The organism is Jatrophihabitans sp. (assembly GCA_036389035.1).
Taxonomy (GTDB): Bacteria; Actinomycetota; Actinomycetes; order Mycobacteriales; family Jatrophihabitantaceae; genus Jatrophihabitans_A.
The window spans coordinates 37,120-57,010 of sequence record DASVQQ010000018.1 but is presented as its reverse complement, the minus strand read 5'-3'; the positions used below and the strand labels follow the sequence as shown (position 1 = coordinate 57,010).

Genomic DNA, 19,891 nt, shown 5'->3' with positions numbered 1-19,891 from the left:
CGACACCCTGCAGCGGGGCCAACGATCGGAAAGTGCGGGAAACGATGCCGCTAACGGGCCGAGCGCGCCGTGCGCCGGAACCCGACCCGGGCCGGTTTGCTCGCCAGCAGCTGACCGACCACGGCCGCGAACCGGGCCACCGTCTGGCTGACATCGCTGGCGCCGGGGCCGACCGCCAGGCTCGCCGGGTCGAGCACCGCCCGATCGAGCGCGGCGTGCAGCTCTGCCTCGGAATGAGCCGCCACCAGCAGGCCGTTACGGGCCAGCTGCTGGACGAAGGCCACCTGGTGGTCATCGACCACCTCGTTGAGCCGGGCCAGCCGGGGAACCACGATCGGGACCGTGCCGCAGATCCGGCTGTCCATGATGCCGCCGGGGCCGCCCTGGGTGACCACCACATCGGCGTCGGCCAGCAGCTCGAGCAACTCCGCGCGCGGCTTCATGCCGAACCCGTCCGCCCCGCTCATCGGACGGCTCGAGCCGTGCTGCACGATCCAGCGCACCGCGCCGGGGTTGCCGGCGTTCCAGCGCTCCAGCCAGTCCATCAGCCGGTCGAACCGGTGGTGGTCGGTGCCGACGGTGACCACTCCGTTGAGCGGACCGACCGCGCTCACAGGGCTACCCATTCGCTCCGCTCCTCGCTCGCTGCGCTCGCTGCGATGCTCACTCACAGGGCTACCCATTCGCGCCGCTCCTCGCTCGCTGCGCTCGCTGCGATGCTCACTCACAGCAGCTGGCCGATCAGCGTGGCGTTGGGATAGAGCTTGAGCTGCTCGTCCCACTGCACCAGGAACAGGTCCGACACCGGCCGGCACAGCCGTCCGGTCAGGGTCGGGGTGTCGATGCGGTCATAGACCTCGACGTAGACGGTGCGGATGCCCATCAGCCGTGCCAGGTAGAAGACCGGCACCGCGACGGCGGCCCCGGTCGAGACGACCACCTCGGGCCGGAACCCGCGCAGGGCCTTCCAGGCGACGCCGAAGTTGCGGATCAGGTTCGGGATGTTGCGGGTGGTGGGGTGGTAGGCCCAGGTGATCTGCTCACCGACCAGCATCGACCGGGCGTCGGGCTTGTCGAAGGTGATCCAGTGCCGCTCATGCTCGGACCACCACGGTCGCAACGCCTCGAGTTGGCCGAGATGGCCGCCGGTCGAGCTGGCCAGCAGGATCCGCATGGTGGCTCAGCTCTTTCTGGTCGAGGCCGGCCGGGGCGAGCCCGGCGGCGGCGCCTCCGAGCCGAAGCCGCCGCCCGGCCAGGAGCCGGCCCCGGACGGTTGAGTCGAGGTCGAGCCGGAGCCACCCGGCCTGGGGATTTCCGCGGTGACCGAGGCGGGGTTGGTCGCGGCCGGGCTGCTGCTGGTGGGAGCTGCGCTGCTGGTGGGGGCGTTTGTCGCCTCCTCAGCCGCCTGAGCGGGACGCGGCCCCGCCCCGGCGGCCTCACGGTGGCTGGCGCCGCCGACCGGTCGCCCCGGCGCGCGGTCGGCGAGGCGTCGACGGCCGCCCAGCAGGCTCGACCGGCGGCTGAGCAGGATTCCGCCCAGCACGGTGACGCTGACCTGGGCCAGCTGGCGGGCCAGCCGCTCGATCTCGACATGGGTGGAGTGGCCCTTGTAGGCCACCACGACCGCCTCGTCGGCGATCTGGCCGAGCCGCAGCGAGGTGCTGGGAAGCTCGATGTTCACCCCGTCCAGGACGATGATGTCGACCTTGGCCAGGATCTCGGAGAGGTTGTCGCCGTTGGCTCGCAGCGTCGATCCGAGCGACACCTCATCGCCCAGCGACAGCACCAGCAGGTTGGACAGCTGGGTCGAGGGCGCCAGCCGGTCGGCCAGCCGGGCGCCCGGCCAGCTCGGCGCGTCCTGGACCTCGAGCAGCTCGACGGCCGGCTGCACGGCATGCTCCGGTCCGGCGAGCACGGTCCGCAGCCCCTGGGTGGCGAAGGTCGCCGCCAGGTTCATCGGGGCGAGGCTGAGCCCTTCCTGCCCGGTGCCGCACAGCAGCACCACCCGGCTGCCGGTCGAGTGCGAGGTCGCCGCCGTGGTGACCGTGCGGTAGGCGTCGGCCTCCGGGCTCCGGGTGGCCGCGGTGGCGGCCAGGGACTCCGGAAGCCGGGAGCCGCCCTCGTCGGCGACGAACTCGGCGATCACCGGGGCGCCCAGGCTCTGCTCCAGATCCGCCGAGGCGCGCACCCGGTCGTCGCGGCGGTCGCGCACCACCGCCAGGATGATGCCCAGCAGCAGTCCGATCAGCAGGCCGCCGACCAGGTAGAGCGGCGGCCGGGGCGAGCTCGGCGACTCCGGGACCGCCGCGGCGCCGGCCACCTGTCCCGGGTTGATGACCGAGGTCTTCAGGTTGTTCAGCTGGTTCTGCAGCTGCTGGATCTGGTTCTGCAGCAAACCGCGCTGGGTCTCGTTCTGGCCCACCCCGACTCCGGCCCCCACTCCGGCCAGGCTCCGCTGCAGGTCAGCGACCTGGGACTGGATCCGGCCGACCCGCAGCGTGAGGTCCTTCTGCGCGATCTCCGTCCGGTAATCGAGGTAGGCGTTGGCGAAGGCGTTGGCGCCGTCCGCGGCGCCCTGGGCGGTCTCGGCGGCGAAGGTGATGTAGAGGACCTGGCTGGCCAGCGGCGAGGTCACCCTGACCTGGTCGGCCAGCTCGGTCGGCGTCCCGGTGTAGGCCAGCGTCTGCTGGGCGGCCATCGCCACCGACGCGGAGGTCACGATCCGCGATTCGGTGATGGTGCTGACGGTGGAGAGGGCAGCCCCGGACGTCGGCGAGATGTCGACGACGGCGGTCGCCTCATAGGTCTTGGTGGTGTTGAGCAGCAGCGCGCCGGCAGCCAGGATGCCCAGCAGCACCATCGTCAGCACCACCAGCAGCCTGCGCCGCAGGGTGGAGAAGAACTGCCCGATGGTGACCACGGACTGCCCGGCGCCCGACGGCGCGGCAGCCTGCACCGGCCCGGTCATCCGGTGTTCCGATTCGATCTGGTGCTCACGGGGTCCCCCAACGCTGCTGTTACTCATGACTGCTGTCAAGATTAGGTTACTTTCGCCGCGACACCTCGGATCCAGGCGCGCGCACCCGGCTTCCACCGGTCCGGGTCACCGCCGAGCGGTGCGGGGCGACAGCGCATCGATCAAGATCCGAACGCCGAGAGTGTCCCGGCGCAACCACACCATCGGTAGGTAGAGGCCCAGCGAAAGCGCAATCGCGACCGACATCGAGACCAGCGAGCTGCCGGCGAGCATCCGGACGATGACCGGCACCACCCCGAAGCAGCCCAGCGCCAGCGCGGCGGCCAGCGCCAGACCGCGCAGGCTGCCGCCGATCCGCATGCCCCAGCGCACCTGGGCGAAGGCCAGCGTGCTGTCCAGCACGATCGTGACCGCCCAGGCGACCGCGGCGCCGGTGATGCCGAAATGCGGTATCAACACGAGGTTGGCGGCCACGTTGACGGCCAGGGCGGCTGCCTTGTCCATCAGCACCCAGCTGCTCCGGCCGCCCATCAGCAGCACGGTGCCGACGTTGCCGGCGGCCAGGTACACCAGCATCGCCAGCGCCAGCACGGTCATCGCGTTCGCTCCGGCCGGGTAGGCATCGCCGAAGATCGCCAGCACCGTGGGCGCGAACACCGCCATCACCAGGTACAGCGGCCAGGAGCTGAGCACCACCCACTGCGAGGCGGCCGAGTACATCTGGCTGACCCGGTCGGTGTTCTTGCGGGCCAGCGCCGCGCTGACGTCGCCGGCGATCGCCACCCGGAGCGCCTGCAGCACCAGGGTGCCCGAGAGGATGAACCGGCTGGCGGCGGCGTAGATGGCCGCCTCAGCCGGCGAGGCCAGCGCCGCGACCAGCAGCACGTCCATCCAGGTCAGCAGGATCTCCATGACGCCGGCCAGCCCGCGCGCCCCGGTGAAGCTCCAGTACTCGGCGGCGATGTCGCGCAGCGAGGCGGTTCGCCGCGGCCAGGCCAGGCTCCGGCCGAACAGCGCCCGCATCCGGCGGGCCAGTAGCAGGCCTCCCACCAGCAGGGCGAGCAGCAGCGGGATCAGCCAGGCCAGCACCACCGCCCACAGCGGCGCGTCGGCCGCGATGGCGATGCCGACCAGCAGGGGCCTGGCCGCCGGTATGCCGACCTGCTGCAGCAGCACGTAATTGCGCACGCTGCCGAATGCCCGGGTGGACTCGACGATGCCCACCTCGATGACACCGGGCAGGAACAGCAGCGCCAGGATCCGGATGCTGTCCAGGGCCGCGTCGGTGTTGTCGTGGCCGATCTCCGAAGCCAGCGCCGGGGCGGCGAACCACAACGCGACGCTGCCCACGATGCCCAGCACGATGACCGGGACGAAGGCGACCACCAGCAGCGCGGGCACGTCGGCCTGGCGGTCCAGCGCCTGCCACCGCGGCACGAAACGAACCAGGCCGGCGCCCACCCCGAACGACAGGAACGTCTGCAGGACGATGAAGATCGCCGTGGCGCTGAAGAACTGGCCCGCGGTGGTGGTGGTCAGGCCGTGGGTGAGGACCAGGGTCAGCACGAAGCCGAAGATCGAGCCGGCGCCGCTGCCCAGCACCGCGAAGCTGCCGCCGCGGGCCACCCCGGCCAGCGGGCTGGCCGCCGGCTGGGCGGGGCTGGCCAGGCTCATGGCAGGCGCGGCGCCGGGCTGAGCACCGGAGCGCCGCCGGCCGAAGCGGCGCCGGTCGGAGCGCCACCGGCCGAAGCGGCGGCGCCGGACTCAGCCCGCAGCAGCCGGCGGTAGGTCTTGGTCAGCGAGCGGACCGCGAACAGCGCGGTGCACAGCGCCAGGAACCCGTAGCACCACAGGAACAGGGTGTGCCAGCCGAGCACCAGAAAGGCCAATCCCAGGCTGCCGTGATCCAGCGGCTGCAGCAGCCACGCGACCAGCAGCGAGGACGACCCTTCCGTCCCAGGCTGTACCGGCTGCCCCGCGGTGAGCTTGTCGCGCAGCATCATGCCGAAGAACTGGGTCACGTTGGCGACCAGGAAGATCACCGGCACCGCCAGGTACAGCAGCGAGTCGAGCTCGAAGTAGCGCAGCACCGCGATCGCCACCGCGCTGTGCAGCGAGCTGATCTTGGCGATGTCGGCGACGTGGTCGAGCCACTCGCCGGCCTTGCTGCCGCCGCCCCCCACCCGGGCCAGTTGGCCGTCGGCCGCGTCGAGGGCGTAGCCCAGCAGCAGCAGCAGTGACACCACGACGCCGGTCAGCGCAGTCGAGTCGCGCAGGATCAGCACGGCGATCGCGCTGAAGGACGCGGCCGAGCTCAGCACGGTGAGCTGGGTGGGGGTGCGGTGCAGCGCGTAACCCACCGCGGCCAGCAGGCCGCCGGCCTTGCGGTTGACGAAGCGCAGGTAGGCCGGCGTCGAGGCGGTCGGCTTCTGGGCGCCGGCCAGCCGGGAACGCGCGTAGTCGAATCGGCTCCTGAAGGAGCCTTCGTTGGCCACGAGGGCGCTGTTGTCCATGAGGATGCCTTTTGGTTCGACGAGCTCTCTGGGGGTCCGGAAAACTGCTGGGGGTGGCTAGGTCCGCACCGCGCTGAGCTGCCGGGGTTGGGCACGCCAGGCGCTATTCACCATCTCACGAAGGTCGTGGCGGGCGCGCCAGCCGAGCGTGGCGTTGATGTGCGTGGTGTCGGCCACCACCATCGCCGGATCGCCGGGACGGGCGGCGCCGACCCGCGGGGTGATGCCACGGCCGGAGACCTCGGCGACCATCTCGATGACCTCGCGCACCGAGTACCCGCGGCCGCAGCCGACATTGAAGACGTGGCCCGCGCCCGGCTCGTCCAGCGCGGCGATCGCTGCGACATGCGCGTCGGCCAGGTCCTGGACGTGGATGAAGTCCCGCACGCAGGTTCCGTCCGGAGTGGGGTGCTGGCCACCGAAGATCACCGGCTGCTCGCCGCGGGCCAGCGCGTCGAACACCATCGGGACCAGGTTGGTCCGTCCGAGGTCGCCGAGTTCGGGGGCGGCCGTGCCGGCGACGTTGAAGTACCGCAGCGCCGCGTACCGCAGGCCGGTGGCCCGGGCCTGGTCGCGGATCAGCCACTCGCCGACCAGCTTGGTCTCGCCGTAGGGGTTGATCGGCCGGGTCGGGTGATCCTCGCGGACCTGCGCCGAGTCGACCATGCCGTAGACCGCGGCGCTGGAGGAGAAGACCAGCTTGTCGACCTCGCACTGGGCCATCGCGGTCAGCAGTTGCATAAGGTTGACGACATTGCGCCGGTAGTAGGTCAGCGGCTCGCGCATCGACTCCTCGACCTGCTTGTCGGCGGCCAGATGCACCACTCCGGTGATCCGGTGGCGGCGCAGGGTGTCAGCCACCAGTTCGCAGTCGGCGATGTCGGCTTGGACGAACGGGACCTCGACCCGGCGGAGGTCGCCGGTGCTGAGGTCATCGATCACCACTGCTTCGGCGCCTGCGGCCTGCAGGCTTCGCACCACATGTGCGCCGATGTACCCCGCGCCGCCGGTGACCAGCCAGGTCTCTGTCATGTTTGGAGCCGTTCTTTTCGGTGGTTCTTCGAGCCGCTGAATAAAGTCAGCGTAAAGCAACACGGGCGCGCTGAGATGGGTTAATCTTAACATTGTTTGCACGTTGTGCCGGTCGGTGAAGGATGGTCGCGGGGGATCATGAGTGCGTTGAACTCAGTCGGAGCCAAGCGGATCGGCTATGCCCCAGGCGTATTCGACATGTTCCATATCGGCCACCTCAACATCTTGCGCAACTCCCGGCTTGCCTGTGACTACCTGATCGCCGGCGTGGCCTCCGACGATTTCAGCCGGCGGGTCAAGGGCAAGAGCCCGGTGATCCCGCTGGCCGAGCGGTTGGAGATCGTCAGCAGCATCCGCTACGTCGACGAGGCGGTCGAGGAGGACGCGTCCAAGCTCGAGATGTGGGATCGGCTGCGCTTCGACGTGATCATCAAGGGCGACGACTGGCGTGGCACCGAGAAGGGCCGCCGGCTCGAGCGGGACATGGCCTCGGTCGGCGTCGAGGTCTTCTTCTTGCCTTACACGGTGCACACCTCCTCCACCATGCTGCGCGAGGCGCTGAACCTGGAGATAGGCAGCATGCGGGCCTAGCGGTTACCACCTGGCGCTTGCGCTGAAGCGGGGCGGAGCCGCAGGTCAGGAGCCTCCGCAGTCGGGCAGCCGGGAGGTGACCGTCACCGGGTTCACCGCCGGTTGCCGCAGGATCCGGGTCTGCTCCGAGCGGGCCGGCTCGGTGGCGGTCACCGTCACCGAGTGCCTCGATCCGCGCGCCAGCTCCAGCGGCAGCGTCAACACCGTCAGGCCCCGCTCGGACGAGGGCATCACCACCGCGCGGCGGCCGTCCAGGGTGACGCTGTCGATCCGCGAGCCGGGAGTTCCGTAATAGCTGAGCAGCACCTTGTTGTCGCCGGGCGCGGTGCGGTAGCCGGGTGAGTCCAGCCGCAGCGTGACGTAGGAGGGCAGCGGCCCGGCCGGCGCCTCATTGGTCAGGACGAACGTCGAGGTGCTGACGCTGCCGGCGCCGCAGCCCGAACGGGAGTAGGACATCTGGCGGGTCAGGTAGTAGTCGAGCTTGCCGCCGGTGGCGTTCACCGTGCTGAAACCGGCGAAGTAGCCGCTTCCGGCACGCAGCGTCCCCGAGATCGGCTCTGTCGCCAGCCGCTGCTGGAGGCCCGGATCGGCGCTCCAGGCCACGATGCGCCGCTCATCCACCGCCTGCGCGGCGGCTCGGACCAGCCCGGTGGAGCCGCGGGCCGACAGCAGCCGAACCGAGATCGCCCGGGCGATGTCGAGCAGGTAGGCCTTGCGGGCCGCCTTGTCGGGATGGGTGCGATACAGCGTCTGCTGGGTCAGGCCGACCACCTCGGCGCCGTCCACCGTGCTGCCGTCGGCCAGCGTGGCACCGCCGGTCACTCGCAACAGGTAGGAGATCGCGGTCGGGTCGATGGCCACGGCGCCGTCGATCCGCTGGCCGCTGTGCTTGTGCCACATCGCCGCCCAGATCCTGCCCGCGTCGGAGAAGTCCGGGCTGATCGTCGAGTTCGCGAAGGTGTTCACCGGATCCGCGGCCCGGTAGCGCCGGTGGTATTCGCTGCCCAGGTCCAGATCGGTCCGGACCTTGCTCAGGACGGTGTCGCTTTCGAACCGGTCGAAGCTGATCCTGCCGTCCTCGGCTGTCACGATCGCGAACAGGCCCGGGATGCCACCGACTCCGCGCGACTCGGCCTGGTTCTGCAGGCCCACGAAGTACCGCTTGGCGCCGTGCCGGCCGAGCAGTTCGGGCAGCAGGTCAGCCGCCTGGCCGGCCGGTCGCAGCTGCTCCGACAGCCTGCCGAGGTCACCGCGCAGGCGGTCGCGGCCACGGTCGACCGGACCCAGCCAGGTGTGCCTGGGCAACCGGTCGAGCTGCTCGGAGCCGGCCTGCAGCCGGAACTCGGCCTGGTGCAGCACCGGGGCGGCGTCGATCAGTGGCTGCAGCCGTACCGAGCCGTGGTTGAGCAGCCCGGCCAGGGTCAGGGTGTCGGCCAGCCGCAGCAGCGGGGTGAGCACCGTTGACCCGAGCTGGTCGGCCTGCGCGGCGCAGCCCCGGATCGAGCGGGCCGGGCTGCCGAGCCAGGGAACCCGCGCGGCGGTCCACCACGCCGGCCCGGTGGTCAACCGGTGGGCCGAGCGGGCGTGTGCGGTCACCGAGTCGGCGGCGCTCCGGGCGGCCGGCAGGTCGGCCTGGGCCAGCGCGGTGCGCAGCCGGCTCACCGACTGCTGGGCCGCCTGCGCCTCGCGCCGGGCCAGCTCGGCGGTCACCGCGAGCCAGAGTGCGCCGGCCAGCAGCACCACGCCGGCCACCAGCGCCGGATAGCGCAGCGCGGTGAGCGCTCGCCGCCGGGCCGGATTCCGGCGCTCGGGAGCGGACGCCGGTGCGACGGCCGTCATGCTCACCCCTTCAGATGGCTGGCGAGGTGCATGAGTCAGCCGCGAATTTACCCTGTGATTTTAAAGTTAATTACGTTCGGTCAGTGTTTATGGGCCATATCGATCACTGCAGGTCACTTTCTCTGTCACGCATTGCCCGGGGTCGCCGGCAGCGTGCTCGACACCGAGCTTGTCGGGGCGGGCCGGCGCTCGCCGCGATGGCCCAGCCGCCCGGTCAGGCCGGTCAGCCCCACGCCGGCCAGCAGCAGTGCGCCGGTCAGTCCCAGGAACAGTTGCGGAGGCAGCCCGGTGAGCGGGATCGAAGGGATCGCGGCGGCGACCGGGTCGCTCTGGCGCGCCGGTGGCGTCGGCTCAGGGCGGGCGCCCGGGCCGGGCAGGACCGGCGCCGGACGGGGCTTGGCCGTCTTGGCTGGCTTGGCCGGCTTGGCCGGCGTCGTCGGGGTGGCCGGTCCGGGTGCCGAGCCGCCGCCGGGCGTGGCTGGTGGCAGCGCGGTGTTACCTTGCTCGGACTGGTGATTCTCGATCGACAGCACGCTGGTCACGGTGCACGAGGCGTCGGTGGCGGTCACCGTGGCGCCGGATGTCAGGTTAGCTATCAGCCACCCCGCCTCGAACGAGCCGGCGCGGTCGGCCACGGCCCGGCCGGCCCGCGATCCGGCCACGCTGACCAGCACCGCGGAGCCGGCCCGAAAGCCCATCCCACGCACCTCGAGCACTCCGGCGCCGGCCGGCGCGTTGCCTGAGACCGCGCAGCCCATCGCGGGTGGATAGCTTGCCGCGAGCGCGCTGCCGGCGGTGAGCCACCAGCCGGCCAGCAGCACCAGGCTGCCGGTCACCGGCCTGGAGAATGCGCGAAGTCGGGAGCCGTCGCCGGTCCCGTACTGAAGAACTAGTCTGGGCGTGCTTTTTACGCCCGATGGACCGCGCATCTGATTCCCCCGAATCCGCGACCGTAATGTAGCGGTCAGGAGCATCAATTTACAAGCGTTTGACATTGCGCTTTTGCCGCGACCGCCGCCGGTGGTGGAGAGCTGTCGGAGCTGGGACGTAAGCTCGTCCCATGAGCTTGGCGGGACTTGTCGACGCCGCCCTCGAAGACCCAGCGCTTGCCACCGTGGTCGGGGCAGCCGGTCGAACCGGCGCCCGGCCGCTCACCCTGTCGGGCCCGGCCGCGCTCGGGCCGCTGGCGATAGCCACCCTGACCGGACGGACCGGTCGCACTGTCCTGGCAGTCACCAGCACCGGCCGCGAGGCCGAGGACCTGCTGGCCAGCCTGCAGTGCCTGCTGCCGCCGGACGCGGTGGCCCTGTACCCGGGCTGGGAGACGCTGCCGCACGAGCGGCTCTCGCCCCGCGCCGACACCATCGGCCGCCGGTTGGCGGTGCTGCGCCGGCTGCGGCACCCCGACCCGCGCGATCCCAGCACCGGCCCGCTGAGCGTGGTGGTCGCCCCGGTCCGCTCCGTCCTGCAGCCGCAGGTTCCGGACCTGGGCGATCTGGAGCCGGTCAGCATCTCGATCGGAGACTCCGGCCGCGAGCTCGAAGAGATCGTCGAGGCTCTGGTGGCCGCCGGCTACGCGCGGGTCGAGCTGGTGGACAAGCGCGGTGACTTCGCGGTTCGGGGCGGCATCCTCGATGTCTTCCCGCCGACGGAGGAGCACCCGCTGCGGGTGGAGTTCTGGGGTGACGAGGTCGAGGAGATCCGTTACTTCAAGGTCGCCGACCAGCGCTCGCTCGAGATCGCGACCGGCGGGGTGTGGGCTCCGCCGTGCCGGGAGATGATGCTGACCGAGAAGGTCCGGGCCCGGGCGGCGACGTTGCTGGGCCAGCACCCCGAACTCGGCGAGTTGCTCGAGCCGATCAGCCAGGGCATCCAGGTCGAGGGCATGGAATCGCTGGCCCCGGTCCTGGTCGACGAGCTGCGGCTGGTGCTGGAGGAGTTTCCGCCCGACACCTCGGTGCTGGTCTGTGACCCCGAACGGGTCCGGGCCCGGGCGGCAGACCTGGTGGCGACCTCGGAGGAGTTCCTGGCCGCGTCCTGGGCCGCGGCCGCCGGCGGGGGCAAGGCCCCGGTCGACCTCGGCTCGGCCTCGCTGCGCTCGCTGGACGACGTACGCGACGCGGCCCTCGAACTGGGAATGCCGTGGTGGTCGCTGTCACCGTTCAGCACCGACAACGAGCTCGTCACCGGCGCCGGGTCCGACCTGCGGACGATCGCCGCCGTCGACTCGTCCTTCGAGGCGGCCCCGGCCTACCGCGGCGACACCGAGTCACTGCTCGGCGACATCGGCGGCTGGGCCCGGCAGGGCTGGCGGCTGGCGCTGGTCTTCCAGGGCCACGGCAGCGCCGAGCGGGCACTGGAACGCCTGCACGCCGCCGACATCTCAGCCCGGATGGTGCCCGGCATCGACAAGCTCGAGGCCGGCGTCGTCACCGTGACGACCGGTCACCTGGAGTCCGGGCTGGTTTCGGCCGAGCTGAAGCTGGCCATCCTCACCGAGTCCGACCTCACCGGCCAGCGTGGCATCACGGCGATGGACAAGTCCCGGATGCCGTCCCGGCGGCGCAACGCGATCGATCCGATCCAGCTGCAGTCCGGTGACTTCGTGGTGCACGAGCAGCACGGGGTGGGCCGCTACGTCGAGATGGTGCGCCGCACTGTCAACGGCGGCGAGCGCGAGTACCTGATCATCGAGTACGCCGCGGCCAAGAAGGGCCAGCCGGGTGACCGGTTGTTCGTGCCGACCGACTCGCTCGACCAGGTCACCAAGTACGTCGGCGGCGAGTCGCCCTCGCTGTCCCGGCTCGGCGGCGCGGACTGGGCCAAGACCAAGGGCCGGGCGCGCAAGGCGGTCAAGGAGATCGCGGCCGAGTTGATCCGGCTGTACTCGGCGCGGATGGCCACCCGGGGTCACGCCTTCGGCCCGGACACCCCGTGGCAGCGCGAGCTCGAGGACGCCTTCGCCTACGTCGAGACCCCCGATCAGATGGCGGCCATCGACGAGGTCAAGGCCGACATGGAGAAGCCGCTGCCGATGGACCGGGTGATCTGCGGCGACGTCGGCTACGGCAAGACCGAGGTCGCGGTCAGGGCGGCGTTCAAGGCCGTGCAGGACGGCAAGCAGGTGGCGGTGCTGGTGCCCACCACGCTGCTGGCCCACCAGCACCTGCAGACCTTCATCGGACGGATGAACCAGTTCCCGGTGACCATCAAGGAGCTGTCCCGGTTCACCCACGCCGCCGACGTCGACCAGATCCTGGCCGGCATCGCCGACGGCAGCGTCGACATCGTGATCGGCACCCACCGGTTGCTGCAGCAGACCGTCCGGTTCAAGGACCTGGGCCTGGTCGTGGTGGACGAGGAACAGCGCTTCGGGGTCGAGCACAAGGAGTACCTGAAGTCGATGCGCACCGCCGTCGACGTGCTGACGATGTCGGCCACCCCGATCCCGCGCACCCTGGAGATGTCGCTGACCGGCATCCGGGAGATGACCACGATCCTCACCCCGCCCGAGGAGCGGCACCCGATCCTGACCTTCGTCGGCGCCTATGACCCGCGCCAGATCTCGGCGGCGATCCGGCGCGAACTGCTGCGTGACGGTCAGGTGTTCTACATCCACAACCGGGTAGAGTCGATCAACCGGACCGCCGCCAAGCTGGCCGAGCTGGTTCCCGAGGCCCGGATCGCGGTGGCGCACGGCCAGATGGGCCAGGACGCGCTGGAGAAGATCATGGTCGGGTTCTGGCAGAACGACTACGACGTGCTGGTCTCGACCACCATCGTCGAGTCGGGCCTGGACATCCCCAACGCCAACACCCTCATCGTGGACCGGGCCGACACCTTCGGGCTGTCCCAGCTGCACCAGATGCGCGGGCGGGTCGGCCGGGCTCGCGAGCGGGGCTACGCCTACTTCCTGTACCCGCCGGAGAAGCCGCTCACCGAGCTGGCGCACGACCGCCTTGCCACCATCGCCCAGCACACCGAGCTCGGCGCCGGCATGCAGGTGGCGATGAAGGACCTGGAGATCCGCGGCGCCGGCAACCTGCTGGGCGGCGAGCAGTCCGGCCACATCGCCGGGGTGGGCTTCGACCTCTACGTCCGGCTGGTCGGCGAGGCGGTCTCGGAGTTCCGCGGCGAGCAGCAGGAGCAGTTCAGCGAGGTCAAGGTCGACCTGCCGGTCAACGCCAACCTGCCGCAGGACTACCTGCCGGGTGAGCGGCTGCGGCTGGAGGCCTACCGGGCGCTGGCCAACGCCACCACCGACGAGGCGGTCGACGCGGTCCGGCTGGAGCTGCTGGACCGGTTCGGCCCGATGCCGATCGAGGTGGACAACCTGCTGGCGGTGGCCCGGTTCAAGGTGGTGTGCCGTAAGTTCGGCATCACCGAGGTGTCGCTGCAGGGCCAGTCGGTGCGGTTCTCGCCGGTGCTGCTGCCCGAGTCGGCCCAGGTCCGGCTGCAGCGCACCTACGACAAGGCGATCTACAAGCCGGCGGTCTCGACGATGGCGGCCGCCCGTCCCAAGGGTGTAGTGAAGCCCGACGGCAGCTGGGCCGAGGTCAAGTTCGGTGGCGAGCCGTTGCGCGACCAGCCGCTGCTGACCTGGTGCGCAGATCTGCTGGAGGCCATCCTCGGCCCGGTGCTCAGGGCAGTGCTGTCCAACTGAACAGCCCGGTTCCTGGCGGAACAGTCATCGCCTGACCGAGGGTAGGTGTGGAATTCTTGCCCGGGCACCGTGCCGGGTGTTCGAAGAGGAGAAGTCTGTGGCTCGACCAGGCCGGCGTCAGGCGGACGGTCGCCGTACCGCTTCGCGAAAGCAGCGACGCGGCCCCGCCCCCGAGGACGTCATCTCGGTGCTGGCCCGCGCCGTCCGCGAGGTGGAGGCAACGGTCGAGCGTCGCCGCGTGACGCCCGCGGTGCGCACGAAGTTCCAGGTCGTCGCACTGCTGCTGCGCGAGGAGAACGCCCGAGTCAGGCGGGAGCTCACCAGCAGCCAGACTCACCGGGCCGAGCAGCTCAAGCGCCTGGACGGGATCGCGACGATCCTGGCGAAGACCGCCGTACGCGACCCCTCGCTCCTCGCGCTCCTCGCCGAGGACGCCGTTGTCCCCGCCGCGGCCAAGTCGCTCAAGCGGGACATGCTCAGGGCGGTGGGCATGGAGCCGGCCCCCGAGGAGACCGCGCCCACCGAGCCCGCGGCTTCGGCCGGCGCCGAGCGTCGGGTCGTGCCCCGGTCGGTCGTCTCTCGACAGCTGGCCAGCCCGTTCCTGGCCCCGGACTTCTCCTCGGTTCGACCGAGCACGGTCGGCCCACGCCGCCTGGCCGGTTGGGAGCTGCTCAACCCGCTCCTCAACTCCTTCGAACGTGCCGAGCCGGGAGCCCCGGCGTGCATGGCCCTGCCGGCGCCGGCCCCTCGGCGCGTGCCGGGGAACCGGGAGCTGATGCCGCACCAGGTGCGGCTGGTCGCCGCCGCCGCGGCCGGTCACCGGACCTTCTTGCTCGCCGACGAGCCCGGCCTGGGCAAGACGGCTCAGGCGCTGCTCGCCGCGGAGGCCGCGAACGCCTACCCGCTGCTGGTCGTCGTGCCGAGCGTCGTGAAGACCAACTGGGTACGCGAGGCTGGTCTGTGGATACCGAACCGCTCGGCCACCGTGGTACAGGGCAACGGTGACACGGTCGACGGCTTCGCCGACATCGTCGTCGTCAACTACGAGGTGCTCGACCGGCACGTGGGCTGGTTCGGCGACTTCGGCTTCCGCGGCATGGTCGTCGACGAGGCGCACTTCATCAAGAACAAGGCTTCCCAACGCTCCCAGCACGTCCTGGAGCTCTCCGAGCGCATCCGGGCCCGCACGCCGCGCCCCCTGCTGATGGCCCTCACCGGCACCCCGCTGATAAATGACATCGAGGACTTCCGGGCGATCTGGCAGTTTCTCGGCTGGATCGACGCGACCGAGCCGCTCGGCGAGCTGATGAACGCCCTCGAGAAGACCGGCCTGACCCCGGCGGACCCGGGGTTTCACTCCGCCGCCCGCAAGTGCGTGATCGACCTCGGCATCGTCCGGCGACGCAAAGTCGACGTGGCTGCGGACCTCCCTGCCCGACGCACCGCTGACCTGCCCGTCGAGCTCGACGAGAAGGTCGGCCGTTCGATCCGGGCGGCGGAGCGCGACCTCGCCAACCGGCTGGTGTCGCGGTACCTGACCGCACTGGCGAACCGCCGGTCCGGCGCCGACGGTGTCGACGGTGGCATCGACCACGACCTGGTGCGCAAGGTGGCCACCTGGGAGCAGAAGGACGCGAGCACCACGAAGACCGGCGAGAACGTGTTCAGCATGATGCGACGCATCGGCCAGGCGAAGGCCGGCCTCGCCGCCGACTACGCGGCACAGCTCGCGCGCAGCGCCGGCAAAGTCGTCTTCTTCGCCAAGCACGTCGACGTCATGGACGTCGCCGAGGAGGCCTTCGCCAGGCAGGGGATCCGCTATTCATCGATCCGGGGCGGCCAGACGCCGGGGTCGCGGCAGAAGAACATCGACGCCTTCGTCAACGATCCGGAGGTCGCCATCGCGGTCTGCTCCCTGACGGCGGCCGGCGTCGGCATCAACCTGCAGGTCGCCTCCAACATCGTGCTGGCCGAGCTGTCCTGGACCGACGCGGAGCAGACCCAGGCCATCGACCGCAGCCACCGCATCGGTCAGACCGAACCCGTCACCGCGTGGCGCATCATCGCCGCGCGGACCATCGACAGCAGGATCGCTGAGTTGATCGACAGCAAGGCCGGGCTCGCCGCCAGAGCGCTGGACGGCTCGGATGAGCAGATGTGGTCCTCGGCGGACGTGCAGCACGAGGCGCTGGTCGCGTTGTTGACCGACGCCTTGTCTGAGTTGTCGCAGGAGCGGGCAGCCTCACAGGACGGCCCCTGACCCGGGCGCGGCACGGCTAGCGTCTGGGTGTGCCGTCCTTGCTGCCACCGCCCGACGTGCCCGGCGCGGATCTCCCGGTTCGGGCGGTGCTGCCCGAGACGATCGCCGCGGTCAGACGCACCGGTAAAGCGGTGCTGGTGTCCCCGCCGGGATCGGGCAAGAGATCCCGGCGCCGGCAACCTGCTGGGCGGCTAGCAGCCCGGCCACATCGCCTGGGTGGGCTTCGGCGGCCGCCTGTCCCAAGGGTGTGGTGAAGCCGGACGGCAGTTGGGTCAAGGTCGAGTTCGGGCGGCCAGCCCCCGACTGGCATTCGCTACGTCCGATTTGGCGACGGTGCCCATAGCTCGCTCATCATGATCTCCTGTAAGGCCGCTACCCATGCCTCCGCAGACTCAGGCTTCTTTATCTGTAAGGCCCAAGGGGTGGGCACGCTGAGGGGCCTAATAATCAGGCGGTTGCCTTCAGCAATGGCCTCGAAGGAGGCGAGCAGCGATCCTCGCTGAGGGTGCATAAAGAACGCTAAAAAATCTATCTCATCGTGTACCACGGCACCGGCTGATAGCAGCCGGTACCTTACATCTGCGTAGTCGATGATCTCTTCTGCAGACCTCATGGCGTGAATCCAAATGATTAACTGATGGATCGGCATCACTAGCAGGTCGGCAGCAAATGCATCTATCTCCTCCAATGCGTCACGGTCCCACACTGCCGTTGCGTAGGGGTGAAGGGTGATGCCCAAGCCGATGGCAGCAGAGGAATCTATATCTGATACAGAGGAAATTTGCGACGACACAAGCTTCGATCCGTGCGCGAATGCGAAGAGTCGAGACCGAAGTTGGTCAGCGGCCTTCCCCACCTGATCGCTGAATGCATTTATCACGGAGCTACTCTCCTTGGTGACCAACCGAGCTTTACACTCTCCGATGATCGCCAACGGCGAAGACACAAATGCGAAGTCCACTTCCCCTGGGTCGTGTGGCTTGGAGATCTCAATTGCGATCGGAGGGTGGAGACGCGTCAATTCTGCCGGACCGAGGTCTGCGATGCATCGACTGACCACGGCCTCAAGCAAGTCGCCCCGTTGCTTTTCCCCTAAGGTTGATCTAGCGATTTCGAACAAGACGTGTTCGAATCCCACAGCCGCTTCACGGACACCTAACAGATGCGGTTCACCGCCTATCGCTATAAACGGGTGGTTTTCAATTTCTGAGGAAAGAAATACATCGGCGAAATTCGATATGTTCGCCAGATGACCCTGGTGAACGCTTGCAGCGCTCAGTAAGTCTCGTGCACCCTCCGACAGGCCCTCAAGATCTCTATTGGGGAGGTGGCCCATGCCAACGAGCATCCGTTTGATGTAGGAAAGGACTTCAGTTATGGAAGCACCCGACGGAAAAGGGGTGCCGTCTCCTAGTAATGACACACAGTCAGCTATGGCATTGCACAGGTACTCAGTCACCCAAGAGAAGCGCACCGTAGTGGAGTACACTCGTCGAACGCGTTCATGATCGGGGTTAACTGCGATACCGCTCGCGAGTCCTGGATCGGGCGATACGAACAAAGACATTGCCTGGATGCCGGCTAACCATTTTATGGCGGATTCGAAAAAAGATTTCACGGCGCGGAGTGACGTATCTTCTCCAGTGGCGCGCGCACCAAGAGTCCAGAGGAACCTGTTCGATCCTACGGATAGAATCGCGCGTGTGGTTGCGTTAACCGTAAGTGCCTTGCCGATCAATTTTTCGTCGAGTAAACAGGCCGCTGAAACAGCGTTCAGCGCAGAGATCGCCGCTTCGGCATTATCAGCTGTAAAAACCGCCAGGGAGTTCGCCAACTGGGGATCGCTCGGAATCTGGCCATTAGTAACGAGCTCGACAAATGGTAGGGCCAACTTGTGAGGCAACACTTTTGCAAGGGGTGCGGCTACGGACTTTCGATCACGGAGGATCGAAGCCGGCACGTCAAAAGACACTGCACTCTCTTTGTCAGGCATACCGCTCGGATAGCATTCGAGTTTCTGGAGGTTTCACCACATTTGGTAGGGTAGCGCGCCTGCCATCGGCTTCTGCCCACGGCTCCCAGCCGATGCCGCCTCAGCCGGGCCGCTGGGACTTCGGCAGCTTGGCGACCACCAGTCGGTAGGAGTCATCGATCAGCTCCCGGACGTCCTCCTCCGGCACCCGGTCGATGTAGAGCTGGGCCCACAGCCGCTTGTTGAGGTAGGGCGCGGGCCCGGCGTCCGGGCTGAAGCGCTGCTTGAGCTCCTCGATGGCCTCGGCGGTGTTCTTGACCGTGATCGCGGGACGGCCGTCCCGGCTGCCGGGGAACAGGAAGATCTTCTGGCCGACCTTGGCCACGTGGTGGTCCTCACCCCACGGGCTGTCAGCCCAGGCGCCGGGCTTGCCGAGGGCGTAGCGCATCGCGTCGTCGCTGTCCATCTCGGGAGCAGGTTTAGCACAGCCGGCGCCGGCCCGCCGCGCTGCCCTTGGCAGCCGTTTATCCGACCGTGCCAAAATGGGTGGCGCTCGGCCCCTCACCGCAGACGAACTCGGAGATCGAAGACGTGAAGATCCGTTCGGGAAGGCCCCGCTTGCTGGCCGTGCTGCCGGTGCTGGTGCTCAGCTGCCTGGGGCTGATGGGTTGTGAATCCAAGGCCGGCACCGCCGCCGTGGTCGACGGTCACCGGATCACCGAGAAGGAGCTCTCGCGCTACGTGCCGGCCAACGCGCAGCCGATCCCGGGCCAGGGCGGCACCAGCACCCCCGCCAAGAACTTCGTCCTGCAGTTCCTGGTCCGCAACGAGGTCTTCCCGCTGCTGCTGGCCGCGTCCGGCTCCCCGGTGACCGATGCCCAGCTCGCGGCCGGCAGGGCCAAAGCGCTGGAGGGCACCACCGAACGCGAGCTGACCCAGCAGATCGTCGCCTCGGGCCTCAGCGAGCGGTTCGAGCCGGTGGTGCTGCGCAATCGCCAGCTGATCGCCGTGCTGCAGACCAAGCTGACCACCGACAAGCAGATCAACGACGCCCTGGCCAAGATCAAGGACAAGGTCTCGATCAACCCGCGCTACGGCAGCTGGGACCTGGGCAGCCTGTCGGTGAAGGACCTGGGCAAGAAGCAACTGCCCTCCGTGCTGTCCTTCGACCAGACCCTGCCCGGCGACGTGACGCAGCCGACCCAGCAGTGACCGGGGCCCGCGCCGAAGGCGGCGAACCGGGCGCGCAACTGGTGCGGGCGGTCCAGATCATGGACCGGCTGCGCTCGCCCGGCGGCTGCCCCTGGGATGCCGAGCAGACCCACTCCTCGCTGGCGCCGTACCTGATCGAGGAGGCCTACGAGACCCTCGAGGCGATCGAGACAGCCGACCTGGCAGCGCTGCGCGAGGAGCTCGGCGACCTGCTGCTGCAAGTGCTCTTTCACGCCCGGCTGGCCGAAGAGGCCGCCACCGGCCAGCGGTTCACCATCGACGACGTCGCCGCCGACCTGGTCGCGAAGCTGGTCCGCCGGCATCCGCACGTCTTCGCCGAGTCCGAGGACGGGGCGCAGGGCAACGGGGCGCAGGGCAACGGGGCGCAGGGCAACGGGGCGCAGGGGAACGGGGCGCAGGGCAACGGGGCGCAGGGCAACGGGGCGCAGGGTCCGTCCTCGGCCGACCAGCAGCAGACCAACTGGGACGCGATCAAGAAGGCTGAGAAGCAGCGCGAGTCGGTGACCGACGGGATCGCGATGGGGCAACCCGCGCTGGCCCTGGCCGCCAAGCTGGTCAGCCGGTCCGAGCGGGCCGGCCTGGCCGTCGCGCCGCCGGCCGGCGACGGGATCGGTGATCAACTGCTGGCCCTGGTCGGCAGCGCGGTGCGGGCCGGCGTCGATCCGGAGCAGGCGTTGCGCGAGAGCGCGCGCGAGTACGCCGGAGCCATCCGGGCCCGGGAGACCGCCGGGCGGGACAACGCGACGGGCGAGTAGCTGCGCCGGATCGCCGGGGCCGCCCGATAGGCTGGCGAGAAGAGCCTGCAGGCGCG

15 protein-coding genes are annotated in these 19,891 nt (G+C 69.3%); 5 read left to right on the top strand and 10 right to left on the bottom strand.

Annotated features, from left to right (window positions below):
* Positions 1-50: 50 nt before the first annotated feature.
* From VF557_12510 to galE, 6 genes are all read right to left on the bottom strand, one after another.
* Positions 51-626: a glycosyltransferase gene (locus VF557_12510; protein ID HEX8081026.1), complete on the bottom strand. Its 576-nt coding sequence runs from the start codon at positions 624-626 to the stop codon at positions 51-53.
* Between the two features lie 98 nt (positions 627-724).
* Positions 725-1,174: a PssD/Cps14F family polysaccharide biosynthesis glycosyltransferase gene (pssD, locus tag VF557_12505; protein HEX8081025.1), complete on the bottom strand. Its 450-nt coding sequence runs from the start codon at positions 1,172-1,174 to the stop codon at positions 725-727.
* 6 nt (positions 1,175-1,180) lie between these two features.
* Positions 1,181-2,968 carry a Wzz/FepE/Etk N-terminal domain-containing protein gene (locus VF557_12500; GenBank protein HEX8081024.1) on the bottom strand — a complete coding sequence of 596 codons (1,788 nt, stop codon included), beginning with the start codon at positions 2,966-2,968 and terminating at the stop codon, positions 1,181-1,183.
* A gap of 135 nt (positions 2,969-3,103) precedes the next feature.
* Positions 3,104-4,651 (bottom strand): oligosaccharide flippase family protein, encoded by a 1,548-nt coding sequence (locus VF557_12495; GenBank protein HEX8081023.1) that lies wholly within the window; start codon positions 4,649-4,651, stop codon positions 3,104-3,106.
* On the bottom strand, positions 4,648-5,490 hold the full coding sequence (locus tag VF557_12490) for a CDP-alcohol phosphatidyltransferase family protein (protein HEX8081022.1): 843 nt from the start codon (positions 5,488-5,490) through the stop codon (positions 4,648-4,650). The genes VF557_12495 and VF557_12490 overlap by 4 nt, the downstream gene beginning before the upstream one ends.
* Before the next feature lie 57 nt (positions 5,491-5,547).
* Positions 5,548-6,522 carry a UDP-glucose 4-epimerase GalE gene (galE, locus tag VF557_12485; protein ID HEX8081021.1) on the bottom strand — a complete coding sequence of 325 codons (975 nt, stop codon included), beginning with the start codon at positions 6,520-6,522 and terminating at the stop codon, positions 5,548-5,550.
* 147 nt (positions 6,523-6,669) lie between these two features.
* On the opposite strand from galE, the gene VF557_12480 reads away from it, so the two are divergent.
* Positions 6,670-7,113 carry an adenylyltransferase/cytidyltransferase family protein gene (locus tag VF557_12480; protein ID HEX8081020.1) on the top strand — a complete coding sequence of 148 codons (444 nt, stop codon included), beginning with the start codon at positions 6,670-6,672 and terminating at the stop codon, positions 7,111-7,113.
* Positions 7,114-7,158: 45 nt separating this feature from the next.
* Here VF557_12480 and VF557_12475 read toward each other — a convergent pair whose 3' ends face one another.
* Both VF557_12475 and VF557_12470 read right to left on the bottom strand, forming a co-directional pair.
* The gene (locus VF557_12475; GenBank protein HEX8081019.1) at positions 7,159-8,952 is read right to left on the bottom strand and encodes a DUF4012 domain-containing protein; all 1,794 of its coding nucleotides are present in this window, start codon (positions 8,950-8,952) and stop codon (positions 7,159-7,161) included.
* 125 nt (positions 8,953-9,077) lie between these two features.
* Positions 9,078-9,788, bottom strand: a complete 711-nt coding sequence (locus VF557_12470) for a hypothetical protein (protein ID HEX8081018.1) — start codon at positions 9,786-9,788, stop codon at positions 9,078-9,080.
* A gap of 224 nt (positions 9,789-10,012) precedes the next feature.
* Between VF557_12470 and mfd the strand changes: the two genes are divergently transcribed.
* Positions 10,013-13,615, top strand: a complete 3,603-nt coding sequence (gene mfd, locus VF557_12465; GenBank protein HEX8081017.1) for a transcription-repair coupling factor — start codon at positions 10,013-10,015, stop codon at positions 13,613-13,615.
* A gap of 97 nt (positions 13,616-13,712) precedes the next feature.
* Positions 13,713-15,875: an SNF2-related protein gene (locus VF557_12460; protein ID HEX8081016.1), complete on the top strand. Its 2,163-nt coding sequence runs from the start codon at positions 13,713-13,715 to the stop codon at positions 15,873-15,875.
* Positions 15,876-16,188: 313 nt separating this feature from the next.
* On the opposite strand, the gene VF557_12455 is transcribed toward VF557_12460, so the two are convergent.
* Both VF557_12455 and VF557_12450 read right to left on the bottom strand, forming a co-directional pair.
* A complete protein-coding gene (locus VF557_12455; GenBank protein HEX8081015.1) occupies positions 16,189-17,868 on the bottom strand; it encodes a hypothetical protein in 1,680 nt (559 codons plus the stop codon).
* Positions 17,869-17,968: 100 nt separating this feature from the next.
* Positions 17,969-18,313: an MmcQ/YjbR family DNA-binding protein gene (locus VF557_12450; GenBank protein HEX8081014.1), complete on the bottom strand. Its 345-nt coding sequence runs from the start codon at positions 18,311-18,313 to the stop codon at positions 17,969-17,971.
* Between the two features lie 125 nt (positions 18,314-18,438).
* On the opposite strand from VF557_12450, the gene VF557_12445 reads away from it, so the two are divergent.
* A complete protein-coding gene (locus VF557_12445; protein ID HEX8081013.1) occupies positions 18,439-19,059 on the top strand; it encodes a hypothetical protein in 621 nt (206 codons plus the stop codon).
* Positions 19,056-19,835 (top strand): MazG family protein, encoded by a 780-nt coding sequence (locus VF557_12440; GenBank protein HEX8081012.1) that lies wholly within the window; start codon positions 19,056-19,058, stop codon positions 19,833-19,835. Before VF557_12445 ends, VF557_12440 begins: the two co-directional genes overlap by 4 nt.
* The last annotated feature ends 56 nt before the right edge of the window (positions 19,836-19,891 follow it).

What these genes read in the sequence shown, in the direction of transcription:
- VF557_12510 (HEX8081026.1), bottom strand. Translation starts at nt 626, where the DNA reads ATGGGTAGCCCTGTGAGCGCGGTCGGTCCGCTCAACGGAGTGGTCACC.
- pssD (HEX8081025.1), bottom strand. Translation starts at nt 1,174, where the DNA reads ATGCGGATCCTGCTGGCCAGCTCGACCGGCGGCCATCTCGGCCAACTC.
- VF557_12500 (HEX8081024.1), bottom strand. Translation starts at nt 2,968, where the DNA reads ATGACCGGGCCGGTGCAGGCTGCCGCGCCGTCGGGCGCCGGGCAGTCC.
- VF557_12495 (HEX8081023.1), bottom strand. Translation starts at nt 4,651, where the DNA reads ATGAGCCTGGCCAGCCCCGCCCAGCCGGCGGCCAGCCCGCTGGCCGGG.
- VF557_12490 (HEX8081022.1), bottom strand. Translation starts at nt 5,490, where the DNA reads ATGGACAACAGCGCCCTCGTGGCCAACGAAGGCTCCTTCAGGAGCCGA.
- galE (HEX8081021.1), bottom strand. Translation starts at nt 6,522, where the DNA reads ATGACAGAGACCTGGCTGGTCACCGGCGGCGCGGGGTACATCGGCGCA.
- VF557_12475 (HEX8081019.1), bottom strand. Translation starts at nt 8,952, where the DNA reads ATGACGGCCGTCGCACCGGCGTCCGCTCCCGAGCGCCGGAATCCGGCC.
- mfd (HEX8081017.1), top strand. Translation starts at nt 10,013, where the DNA reads ATGAGCTTGGCGGGACTTGTCGACGCCGCCCTCGAAGACCCAGCGCTT.
- VF557_12455 (HEX8081015.1), bottom strand. Translation starts at nt 17,868, where the DNA reads ATGCCTGACAAAGAGAGTGCAGTGTCTTTTGACGTGCCGGCTTCGATC.
- VF557_12450 (HEX8081014.1), bottom strand. Translation starts at nt 18,313, where the DNA reads ATGGACAGCGACGACGCGATGCGCTACGCCCTCGGCAAGCCCGGCGCC.